Source organism: Pseudomonas migulae NBRC 103157, from assembly GCF_002091715.1.
GTDB classification, from domain to species: domain Bacteria; phylum Pseudomonadota; class Gammaproteobacteria; order Pseudomonadales; family Pseudomonadaceae; genus Aquipseudomonas; species Aquipseudomonas migulae_A.
Map to the genome: position 1 here is coordinate 1 of NZ_BDAG01000022.1, position 9,973 is coordinate 9,973.

At 57.5% G+C, this 9,973-nt stretch carries 13 protein-coding genes; 5 read left to right on the forward strand and 8 right to left on the reverse strand.

The features are described from left to right. Positions 1-126: 126 nt before the first annotated feature. On the reverse strand, positions 127-495 hold the full coding sequence (locus PMI01S_RS17125) for a cupin domain-containing protein (protein ID WP_084321162.1): 369 nt from the start codon (positions 493-495) through the stop codon (positions 127-129). Between the two features lie 363 nt (positions 496-858). Between PMI01S_RS17125 and PMI01S_RS17130 the strand changes: the two genes are divergently transcribed. Next, complete coding sequence (locus PMI01S_RS17130) at positions 859-1,245, forward strand: isochorismate lyase (RefSeq protein WP_084321163.1); 387 nt, start codon at positions 859-861, stop codon at positions 1,243-1,245. 56 nt (positions 1,246-1,301) lie between these two features. On the opposite strand, the gene PMI01S_RS17135 is transcribed toward PMI01S_RS17130, so the two are convergent. The 3 genes from PMI01S_RS17135 to PMI01S_RS17145 form a co-directional block, all read right to left on the reverse strand. Continuing rightward, on the reverse strand, positions 1,302-2,366 hold the full coding sequence (locus PMI01S_RS17135; RefSeq protein WP_084321164.1) for an alpha/beta hydrolase family protein: 1,065 nt from the start codon (positions 2,364-2,366) through the stop codon (positions 1,302-1,304). 297 nt (positions 2,367-2,663) lie between these two features. Beyond that, a complete protein-coding gene (locus tag PMI01S_RS17140; protein WP_084321165.1) occupies positions 2,664-2,990 on the reverse strand; it encodes a low molecular weight protein tyrosine phosphatase family protein in 327 nt (108 codons plus the stop codon). A gap of 44 nt (positions 2,991-3,034) precedes the next feature. Further along, positions 3,035-3,724, reverse strand: a complete 690-nt coding sequence (locus tag PMI01S_RS17145) for a winged helix-turn-helix transcriptional regulator (protein WP_084321166.1) — start codon at positions 3,722-3,724, stop codon at positions 3,035-3,037. 103 nt (positions 3,725-3,827) lie between these two features. Between PMI01S_RS17145 and PMI01S_RS17150 the strand changes: the two genes are divergently transcribed. Together PMI01S_RS17150 and PMI01S_RS17155 are read left to right on the forward strand one after the other, a co-directional pair. Next, entirely contained in the window at positions 3,828-4,769 is a 942-nt protein-coding gene (locus PMI01S_RS17150) for a carbon-nitrogen hydrolase family protein (protein WP_084321167.1), read from the forward strand. A gap of 29 nt (positions 4,770-4,798) precedes the next feature. Beyond that, the gene (locus tag PMI01S_RS17155; protein WP_084321168.1) at positions 4,799-5,233 is read left to right on the forward strand and encodes a GFA family protein; all 435 of its coding nucleotides are present in this window, start codon (positions 4,799-4,801) and stop codon (positions 5,231-5,233) included. An 81-nt stretch (positions 5,234-5,314) separates the two neighbouring features. On the opposite strand, the gene PMI01S_RS17160 is transcribed toward PMI01S_RS17155, so the two are convergent. Beyond that, complete coding sequence (locus PMI01S_RS17160; RefSeq protein ID WP_084321169.1) at positions 5,315-5,803, reverse strand: hypothetical protein; 489 nt, start codon at positions 5,801-5,803, stop codon at positions 5,315-5,317. Positions 5,804-6,043: 240 nt separating this feature from the next. On the opposite strand from PMI01S_RS17160, the gene PMI01S_RS17165 reads away from it, so the two are divergent. Further along, complete coding sequence (locus PMI01S_RS17165) at positions 6,044-7,441, forward strand: hypothetical protein (protein WP_084321170.1); 1,398 nt, start codon at positions 6,044-6,046, stop codon at positions 7,439-7,441. Positions 7,442-7,554: 113 nt separating this feature from the next. Here the strand turns inward: PMI01S_RS17165 and PMI01S_RS17170 are convergent, their stop codons facing one another. Both PMI01S_RS17170 and PMI01S_RS17175 read right to left on the reverse strand, forming a co-directional pair. Further along, entirely contained in the window at positions 7,555-8,016 is a 462-nt protein-coding gene (locus tag PMI01S_RS17170) for an anti-virulence regulator CigR family protein (RefSeq protein ID WP_084321171.1), read from the reverse strand. A gap of 245 nt (positions 8,017-8,261) precedes the next feature. Further along, positions 8,262-8,627, reverse strand: coding sequence for an avidin-fold protein (locus tag PMI01S_RS17175; protein WP_084321247.1), 366 nt, complete (start codon positions 8,625-8,627; stop codon positions 8,262-8,264). A gap of 220 nt (positions 8,628-8,847) precedes the next feature. On the opposite strand from PMI01S_RS17175, the gene PMI01S_RS17180 reads away from it, so the two are divergent. Next, positions 8,848-9,303, forward strand: coding sequence for a VOC family protein (locus PMI01S_RS17180; RefSeq protein WP_084321172.1), 456 nt, complete (start codon positions 8,848-8,850; stop codon positions 9,301-9,303). 219 nt (positions 9,304-9,522) lie between these two features. Here the strand turns inward: PMI01S_RS17180 and PMI01S_RS31705 are convergent, their stop codons facing one another. Continuing rightward, entirely contained in the window at positions 9,523-9,822 is a 300-nt protein-coding gene (locus PMI01S_RS31705; protein WP_159439537.1) for a hypothetical protein, read from the reverse strand. Between the last annotated feature and the right edge of the window lie 151 nt (positions 9,823-9,973).

Genomic DNA, 9,973 nt, shown 5'->3' on the forward strand with positions numbered 1-9,973 from the left:
TTGCTGAAGGTGGTTCCGACCGCCTGATCGAAAACCGCGTCGCTGAAGGTGGCTCCGACCGCTTGATCGAAAACCGCGTCGCATAAACAAATCGCGTCACCGCAACACCCAAAAAGCCCGGCCTGATCAGCCGGGCTTTTTCGTGTTCATTGTCTCGTGCCTGACGATATCAACCGAGATCTCCACCGCCGCAACCGTACCCCTGTTCTCAAGCCAGTGCGTGGTGTTCCTGTCCTCGGGCCAACCCACTCCCGGCCCATAGTCCGTGGCGATTCCGTCTCGGTGATCAGTGATCGTTCCTTGCAGTATGTAGACGGTGCCTGGTCTGTCTTTATGGTTGTGAACCGGCCCGAAGACGCCGCCAGGATCGATGGTCACCAGACGCATTCTAAGTTGGCGCCCTGCCATGCCCTCGATCTCGGGGCCCAGGTCGACCGTTGCCAGTAACTTCACCGTCACCCCTTTCGTTTCGGGGGCCACCTGCTCAATGTTCATCGCGCTCATCTCTGTACAGACAGGGTCTGACTAGAAGTAAACACCCTTGAAGGTGTGATCAGTCGGGAGGCGACAAAGGGTCAACCCCGGACTCATGAAGTGACCGCAACCCCTTGTAGGAGCAAGCTTGCTCGCGATGGACGTTAACGATAACGCGTGTTGGCTGGATAAACGCGTCATCCCGAGGTCCATCGCGAGCAAGCCCGCGCCTACGAATTTCCTTAACTGATCGCCATTACTCATCTGGCTTCTTATTTGGGGAGTTCCAGCGATCGCCAAAGCACGGCCTTCATCAGTCGCGACAAAATGGCATACGATAATCGCTGGAATGGATCATCGCGCTTAACAAAAGGAGCTATCTACATGGACGGTTTAAATCAGCTACAGCCCGCAAAGTGCTCAGGTATGGAGGACATCCGACGCGAGATTGATGCTCTGGACCAGGCAGTTATCACGTTGTTAGGAAGGCGTTTCCAATACGTACTGGCTGCTTCGAAGTTCAAGACCTCCGCGGCCTCGGTACATGCTTCGGAGCGATTCGCCAGCATGCTGGTGACACGTCGTGATTGGGCCACGGAAGCAGGCCTGAGCCCGGATGCAATCGAAAAGATGTTCCGTGACCTGGTAACCCACTTCATCGCCGAAGAAATGAGGCACTGGACAGCTCAACAGTCTGAGCGAACCTCATGGGTCCACGCCGGTGACGGAGGAGCTGACGCTAAGGGAAGCGGTTCAGTATTTGATGATTAATGAAAAGAAGTACAAAACACCCGATGAATTCATCGGGTGTGGGGATAGGTGTAAACCTATTTCAGGACGGAATAACCGTCTTCTTTGTGGATAGACGACTGAAGAAACTCCGCAATCAGCGATGTAACCTGCTGCTGAATCACCTCACGCGGCCGACCGTTGTCGCCATCCCGGCAAATGATGCCATCGCCTGGTACGTCTTCTTCGAGCAATCCCTCTGCGCCAGGTTTGCACATCGACAAGAAGCTGAAATGGCTGGCGTCGCTGATTTCGACGTAACGGCTTGACGCAGCAGGCAGGCGTTTGGCCAGGTTGGCAGACTCCAGCTCGGCGGGAAGATCGTGCGACGGTACGCCGGCCGCGATCACCAGCGTGGGTACCGCCAGCGCAGCCAGGCTTTCATCGGTCAGGCCTCGTGAAAGGCCAAGGTCCAATGTCACCACGGCCGTGACGCGTTTATCGCGCAAATCGGCGGCCAACGCAGCCTGTGATTCTGCGGTGCTTGCAGGGTTTATTTTTCCATAGACGGTGCAACTGGCTAACTGCGGGTGGGCTTTGCATTCCTGGGCGAAGCGGTCTGCATCGGAACGAGCACCGGCGATCTCCAGGGCGGTCCAGCCGCCGAGTGAATGGCCCACTACCGCAATTCGGTCATTGGCGACCAGGCCGAATTTTTCAGGTTGAGCCGTGACGCTATCAATGGCTCGGCTCACATCAATGGGCCGCTGCCATAACTGCGCCGCTGCTTGAGGGCTACGGTCGTGAGTGGTGGTGCCAGGGTGATTGATTGCGGCGACGATGTACCCTTTATGAGCCAGGGCACTGGCCAGCCAGATCTGGTTGCTCCAGTTACCTCGGTACCCGTGGGAGAGCACCAGCAATGGATGCTTGCCCGCAGCGGGCGGCGCGTCACGAACGGCAGCAGCCCCGACGAACACCACATCATCGCCGATCAATTGCGTGACGCCGGTCGTTGCACTGGGGTACCAGACGACCATCTCCAGCGAGCGGTTATTTTGCGGGTCCGACAGTGTTGAAGACTGGAAGCCGACAGGGTTCTCGTCAGCGAGTGCGATAGTCGTCAAGCAGGCCAAAAACAGGGCGCAGAAAGGTATTTTCAATGTCGATTCTTCCTTGATTAGACAAGTGCATGGCAACCTGAACCCGCCGGTCGACGTATCCATCTTCGTACGGAGTCGAAGCTGACGTGGCTGCCTTTGGGCACGACATTAAAGCCCACATTCGAACCGCTCGCTGAACGATTTAACCCATCTGTTGCATCGACCGGTTGAATCCACAGCCGATTGCCGTCTTCTGCAGAAGGGACATAACGGTCTTGGGACCACGGGTGGTGCTTCTCGCGAGACGCAAAAGAAGAGTCTATTCAAACGTGAACAGGCCCAGCAGGAGGCATCACCTCAGGAAGGCAAATACCGCCTGACTCTCGCCTCCAACACCTTGACCAGCTCAGGCTGCATGTACTGATAAACATCCGGTATGTCCAAACAAACGACACGCTTGTCCGCCAGCTCCGCACCAAATCGAGCCACCAGTTTGTTGCGATGAATCGGTTCCATGACAAATACCAGATCAGCCCACTGCAGCAGCTCCAGGCTGACGGAAACATACGCATCGTTGCTGATACCCGCCGACGCAGTTTTCACGCCCGGCCAGTCAGCAAAATGTCGTTCGGCCGTGGGGCTTCGCAGGCGGTTTTGGCTGCAGATGAAAAGCACGTTCAACATCGGATTAACTCCAAACAGTTAACGTGACCCGGGCTCAGCCAAGATCACCGATTGACTGCCGCGCTTCGCGTCCCCGCAAACGCACTCGTGCCCAGCCAACGCCACAGACATTCGGCATCCTTCACCGCGCCATCCACTCGCAACTCTCGCGACTGAAGCACTTCCCGCGGTGTGCGGTCGCCCGACCACACTTCGGTCAATGCGCGCACGCTGGAATCCACGACCAGCGTCAGTTCGCGGCCGGGGTCGTCGCGGCACAGGTCGGCCACGCCCTCCTCGACCACCAGCCACCACGCTTGCTCGCCGGGCCGGGCGTCGCGGAATTTGAAGTGGATGACCACCGGTCGGGGCGGGAATGTTTCGATTCGCACGAACCGGCGCACGTCCCACATCAGCAGGCCCGCGTCGAGTTGGTCATCGCGCAGGCGACTGCCGATCCAGCGTGCGCCCCAATGACCCAGCGCCATGATGATGGGGCGCAGTTCCTCGCCCGCTTCGGTCAGGCTGTACTCCCAGACTTTGCCGGTGGCCGAGCGGTGTACGACGCCGATTTCTTCCAGGTGGCGCAGCCGCTGCGCCAGCAGGCTGGTGGACATTCGGGGGACGCCGCGGTGCAGTTCGTTGAAACGCTTGCTGCCGCACAACAGTTCGCGCACGACCAAAGGTGTCCAGCGCTCGCACAGTGCTTCGGCACCGCGTGCGACCGTGCAGAACTGACCGTAGCTTTCGTCCATTGCCTGGCCTCCGCGACTGAAACGCTTCAGATTGTGAACTAGCCCCGCCACTCCGCCACGCGCACGCTCAAGCCTTCGAAGCCAAGTGCAAACGGAGAACGCCATGACCAAGGTAGCCATTATTCAGCGCCCGCCCGTGTTGCTCGACCGCGGCGCGACGATCGCCCGGGCCGTGCAATCGGTCGCCGAGGCAGCAGCGGCTGGAGCCTCGCTGATCGTTTTGCCCGAATCGTTCATTCCCGGTTACCCATCATGGATCTGGCGGCTGGCGGCGGGAAAGGACGGGGCCGTAGTGGGTCAGTTGCACACGCGACTGCTGGCCAACGCCGTCGATATCGCGAAAGGTGACCTGAACGAATTGTGCGAGGCCGCCAGGGTTCACACCGTGACGATCGTGTGCGGCATCAATGAATGCGAACGGCAAACGGGTGGCGGCACGCTCTATAACAGCGTAGTCGTTATCGGCACGGACGGCGCAGTGCTCAACCGCCACCGCAAGCTGATGCCAACGAATCCCGAGCGCATGGTGCATGGCTTCGGTGATGCCTCCGGGTTGCGCACGGTCGATACACCGGTCGGCCGCGTGGGTGCGCTGATCTGTTGGGAAAACTACATGCCGCTGGCGCGCTATTCACTGTATGCCCAAGGCGTGGAAATTTACGTCGCGCCCACGTACGACACGGGCGATGGCTGGATCAGCACGATGCGTCACATTGCGCTCGAAGGCCGCTGTTGGGTGCTCGGCAGTGGCACCGCACTGCGCGGCAGCGATATCCCCGACGACTTCCCGGCGCGCGCGCAACTGTTTGCCGATCCGGATGAATGGATCAACGACGGCGACTCGGTGGTGGTCAATCCGCAGGGCCGGATCGTCGCCGGTCCATTGCACCGCGAGGCCGGCATTTTGTATGCGGACATCGACGTCGCACTCGTGGCGCCAGCGCGGCGAGCGCTCGACGTTACCGGGCATTACGCGCGCCCTGACATTTTCGAGTTGCAGGTGCGGCGCACGCCGGCGACAGCGGTGCGCTACATTGACGAGTGAAGGCAAACCATTGATCGAGGAGTCATGCCATGAACACTGAACGGTCTTACAAGGGCAGTTGTTTTTGCGGCGCAGTCGAGCTCACCGTCAGTGGCGAGCCGGTCGGGATGGGCTATTGCCATTGCGAGTCGTGTCGGCATTGGTCAGCAGGGCCGGTCAATGCCTTCACGCTGTGGAAACCCGACGCGGTGCAAGTAACTCGAGGGGCTGACAACATCGGCACCTACAACAAGACATCGCGCAGTTACCGCAAGTGGTGCAAGACGTGCGGCGGGCATCTGTTCACTGAACACCCGGAGATGGGGCTGATCGATGTGTATGCCGCAGTCATCCCGGATCTCGCGTACTCGCCAGGCATTCACGTGCACTATCAGGAGACCGTGTTGCGTATCAAGGATGGATTGCCGAAGCTGAAAGACGTCCCCAAGGAACTGGGAGGATCAGGCATCAGCGTCGACGAATAGCACTTAAACCGGAGCCAATGAAAACGGGCGCCTTGTCGGGCGCCCGTTTTGTTCAGGGTTGCGTGCTGCGGGTAACGCTGATCAGTGCGATTTCTTTGATACCGACGTCCCGGCTTTACTCAACCCTTTCGCGTTGTGGTCACCTGGTGTCGAGGCTGAGATTGCCGTGGCTTTGGTCACGCCACGCGTATCTTTGGAATGGGCGATGCCTGAAGTCGTTGTGCCATGACCGCGCTCGCCATTGCGATCATTGCCGTAGTGGTTGCCACTTTCGCCGTGGTCACGAACAGACTTGCCGGCATGATCGCTGCTCAATCCATTGCCGCGGCCGTTGCTGTTAGCGTTGCCGTGATCTGAACCGCTGTGACCACCACCGGTACCGCCGCCGTGGCCGCCGCCATTGCCGCCACCGTTACCACCGCCATTACCGCCGCCATTGCCGCCTCCATTACCACCGTCCTTCGCGTAGGCGGCGCTCATGGTGGAAAGGTGAGCAGGGAGTAATGGTGCGGCTGCAAGCATCATGGCGCATGACATGACAGCAACGAAACTCTTGTTTTTTAAAAGCATGATTGCTTCCATAGGGTTGATATCGCGTACCTTGAGACGCGTTTTCCCCTCCGCAGTTCAAGTCATGCGACAGACGGGATACCGTGCGCACTGACCCAACCAGCATGCCGCCAGAACAAACACCGAAGTCTTCCCTCATCCGTTGATCAAAAGCACCGTTGGGCACTTTGTAGATCAGCCTAAAGACTGAGCGCTACCAGCCGACAATCCGACATCAGGAATGGATTCAGAGAGGCAACCGTGCGCTTTTTTACATCAGTTATGTTCGTCTGTGGCGTCGTCAGCCTGGCAGGTTGCGCCACCAACGGACGCAAGCCCGATAATGATTTAAAGGCGACCCTGGCCCAGCCCCTCGTGCAGGAAAGCATCCTGCGCGAAGGTGACGTTCTGAGCTTCCAGTTGCTGCTGCCACAGTCTGGCACCAGCATGCGCACCAGTGTGCAGATTGAAGCGGGATGTTCATCGCCGCAATTGCACCTGCTGTACCTGGAAGGTGCGAAACGCGTGTATTCGATGGGCTCCAGCCAGTACAGTTCGGCTCGCCCATTGTCCGCAGAATTGTGGGCCACGCTGGCTGCCAACCCCTCGTTTGTCCAGGCATGTGCGCAGACGCCAAAAGCCGATTGGCGCCTGGTGAAAACCGATGACAGAGACAATTGGGTGTTGCTCGATCGCAACAGCGTGAATACCGACAATGGCGAAACCCGCTTCTGGGCAGCCTTCGATAATCCGGTAGTGCTCAACGACCCACCCTACAACGCACCGTATGCGCAGAAACGCGAGCGCTTCGCGGTGTCCTGCAACACCGGCACCTTCAAGCAGTGGGCAGGTTATGACCTGGATGCGCGCAATCGGGTCAGCGACGGGCGAGTCGACGTATCACCGACGCCCCAACCCATCGCTGGCAGTAATGCCGATTATCAGGCGCTGTTCGCGCTGGTGTGCGGCAACGGACAAGAGACTGCCCGGTTGGAATCGTTCAAGCCGCGTCTGAAAGCCCCGGCGAAGATTGCACTGCAATCGGTACCGCCCGAAGTGCTGACAGTGATTGGGCAACTCGACCTTGGAAAGCCAGACCATTTCTTGAAGTTTGTGCGCACGGGGGGCACCGCAACGTACAAAGGCAAAACCAGCCCGGCAGGCGAAGAGCGATTCATCAGTAACGATGTTCCGAGTGGCCAGTTAAGCATTACAGCCCGCGGGGATGGTTATGAAAGCCAAGTGGTGAGCTGGCGCGGCTTGATTCCTCTGGTGTCCAAATCAAGCTACGGTGGAAGCGGTGGCATGGCCACAAGCAGTGTAACCAGCCAGCTGAGTTTCAGCGGTGACTGGAACACCCTGCCGATTGGCGAAACGGTCAGCTACACCTACAACAATGCAACGCTCAACAGCATTGTCGGCGCGTACGGTGGCGCCGCTAAAACCAATCGTTGCAAGGTCGAGCGCGAGCTCAAGGCAAGCGAACTCAACCCCGCACTGTCGGGCAACGCCAAGGCATTGGCCTGCACCGAAGAGCCTGATGAGTACAAACGGGTGGACCACGTCTACTACCTGGCTGACTACGGATACTTCTTCCAGGCCAGCACCGATAAAAACAGCTTTTTCTACAGTGACTATCGCATCGACAGGGTGGAGTAACAGGTAGTCGTCATTGCCAAGGTTGGGCGCTTCAAGTGCCCAACCTTGGGCCTCGATCTATCGTCAGAGCGTTGGTATGACGGATGGAATCGAGCCCCCCGCCCCATTCAGCGTTAATCAAACGCCCCGTTGAGCACTTCGTAGATGAGCCCGGTTGCCAGCGCGACCAGTATCAAATCGGTGCCCGCTTGCTGCCATTCGTATCCGTCGTAGTGCGGCAGCCTGCCAAGCAACCGACCGTCCAGTTTTTTCGCAATGCCGGGTGGAAGAGGCTTGCCCCGAGCGAGGTTTTTTTGAATGCCGGGTGGCAAAGCAGGGCCGGGACTCCAGTAATCCCTGTAACCGCCAATGATTCCAAGGATGCTGCCTCGATTGATGCTCGGGCCATGACCCCAATCACCGCCTCCGGCGTTTTTGCCTTTGCTGCCCTGATTGCCATGGACCTGGCTGTTTTGCGGGTTTCCCTTGCCGTTTCCCTGGCCCTTTCCATTACCGGGATCGGCCAGTGCAGTCGCTGAGCCGCCGACCAGCGCAAGGCATGTAATCGCGACAACCAATGAGCGTGATTTGAGCATGAGTCGTTCCTTCAGTGTGGCGGGACATCTCTCTGAATCTTAGACGCTATTGACGGTGCGGGTTCCGATCCTGCGAGCCATGGCCGATTGACTGCGTATGGAGGGTGATGCGGGGTGCCGCACTTGTCTTTGAAATACAAAACGCCCGATACGATGCGTCGAGCGTTGAGGTGAAACAGGTGTAAACCTATTTCAGGAATAGACACAATAAATCCGTCCCTTCTCTCCGGGAAAATCCTTAACTGCTAAGCGACAAGCTCAACATAACTCGACTCCCCACCGCCCGTCGCGCCCGACAACCAACCCCAAACGAAACTCAGAGTGGTGCGTCCCGCGTGATCAACGCCTACCGTGCCACGCGACCAGCCGGCAAGCATTTCCCCTTCCGTAGTCAGGCACTGAAAAAGAAGCTCAATGGTATCGGGGCCCGTGACGCGTCCGACTTGATGACCCATGCGAATCCGGCCGCCTTGGTAAGTGCCTGAAATGGCCTCTTCCTCGACATGGTAATGAAATACGGTGCCCGCACCGGATAGCCCTTGGGCGTTGTCCGCTACCGTAAACCGGCGATTGTTCAAACGCTCGCTGACTTGAGAAAAAGGGATTTCCATAAATATTGCGTCCATTTAGTCGAGATGTTCCATTCCAGCCTTCGATGATCCTAAGCCATTTCGACAGGCAACAACCGCAAAAAAGCAGACACTCTTCGTCACGGGTCGCCCATTTCTCATCCATGGGTGAACAGGCATCACTCGGATGACTTTTCATGACGCCATCGAATTCCGAAGGCGCGGTCGTTACCATGGACGTCAACTCGGAAGGAGGCATGCAATGGATCTGAAGTTCAGTCACGTCGATGTACTGGTCGAGAATCTCGAAGAAGCCTGTGATTACTACGCACGGATACTGAAAGCCAGGATCTCCAAGACGCTCGTCTGGGAACGAGGTGGCCTGCATGTGCGCTATGCGATTGCGCTGATCGGTCAGGAGCGTTTCATGTTGGTACAACCGTTGGCGGGGAATCTGAGGGAGCTGTTGGACGCCTCGGGCGAGGGAATGATTTATCGCCATTGCTACTCGACACCGGACATCGAGAAGGCCTATGACGAATTGATGGCTGCCGGTGTTCAACCGGAAGACGAAAACGGCAAGCCTTTGGCCCGTGCGCACCTGCAATCTCCGTCCGGGACACGCATCATCTGGTTGCCCAAGCGCTTCGGGCACTTCTCTATCGAGATCCTGGAAACCAAGGCGCTGGAGGCATTTGTCGAAGCGGCATTTGCCTGAGCACGTTCAAACTCACTGTTGTGCCTACGCCGGCCAACTCACCATGCGATGCTACTTAAAGCTATCTGCGATATTCCCCACGATCAGAGAAATCCCCCATAAACGGGCTGTATTACCCGCATCCTGTGTCAACTTTTATTGGCCAGGAAAGCAGATTGCGCCGCCAGCGGGGAGTTATGCGCTGTTTAATTTTCTGGCATAGAGAATGCTGTGCGTTCACTAGTGCATCAATTGAACGTTTGAAGTTGTCAGCACGGGCAAAACAGCCTGCAAAAACATCTGAGCCGCAGATCCGCCGCGCATTGCCAGCCCTTTTGAGGAGTTACCCTCATGCGAAGTCAGCCGCTGATCCTCACGTTGATACTCATGCTTTTCATCTTCTGGATAGGGGTAGCCTGGAGTCTGTTCATCTTTTTCAGCAGTTAAGCGTTGTTTCTGTTGCAGACAAGATGAAGTCCAGATCGAAGGCCGGAATATCTCAGGTAACAGAAGCGCGAGAGAAACCAAAAGGCTGCTCATGACTCAGGCAGCCGACGTGTTCAAGGCTGAGTTCCCCTCTTTCCCCTCCCAAGTTAAATGTTGATCGAGCGTTTCCCACGCTCCGACCTACTGGCGTGCCCGGTTGGTTCACGCATTGTCAGCCGAACTGACAGCCTCTTTTTGAATAAAA

Coding starts and splice junctions, on each gene's coding strand:
- PMI01S_RS31705 (WP_159439537.1), bottom strand. CDS start 9,822: ATGAGCAGCCTTTTGGTTTCTCTCGCGCTTCTGTTACCTGAGATATTC.
- PMI01S_RS17170 (WP_084321171.1), bottom strand. CDS start 8,016: ATGCTCAAATCACGCTCATTGGTTGTCGCGATTACATGCCTTGCGCTG.
- PMI01S_RS17150 (WP_084321167.1), top strand. CDS start 3,828: ATGACCAAGGTAGCCATTATTCAGCGCCCGCCCGTGTTGCTCGACCGC.
- PMI01S_RS17180 (WP_084321172.1), top strand. CDS start 8,848: ATGGATCTGAAGTTCAGTCACGTCGATGTACTGGTCGAGAATCTCGAA.
- PMI01S_RS17145 (WP_084321166.1), bottom strand. CDS start 3,724: ATGGACGAAAGCTACGGTCAGTTCTGCACGGTCGCACGCGGTGCCGAA.
- PMI01S_RS17140 (WP_084321165.1), bottom strand. CDS start 2,990: ATGTTGAACGTGCTTTTCATCTGCAGCCAAAACCGCCTGCGAAGCCCC.
- PMI01S_RS17125 (WP_084321162.1), bottom strand. CDS start 495: ATGAACATTGAGCAGGTGGCCCCCGAAACGAAAGGGGTGACGGTGAAG.
- PMI01S_RS17160 (WP_084321169.1), bottom strand. CDS start 5,803: ATGCTTTTAAAAAACAAGAGTTTCGTTGCTGTCATGTCATGCGCCATG.
- PMI01S_RS17130 (WP_084321163.1), top strand. CDS start 859: ATGGACGGTTTAAATCAGCTACAGCCCGCAAAGTGCTCAGGTATGGAG.
- PMI01S_RS17155 (WP_084321168.1), top strand. CDS start 4,799: ATGAACACTGAACGGTCTTACAAGGGCAGTTGTTTTTGCGGCGCAGTC.
- PMI01S_RS17175 (WP_084321247.1), bottom strand. CDS start 8,627: ATGGAAATCCCTTTTTCTCAAGTCAGCGAGCGTTTGAACAATCGCCGG.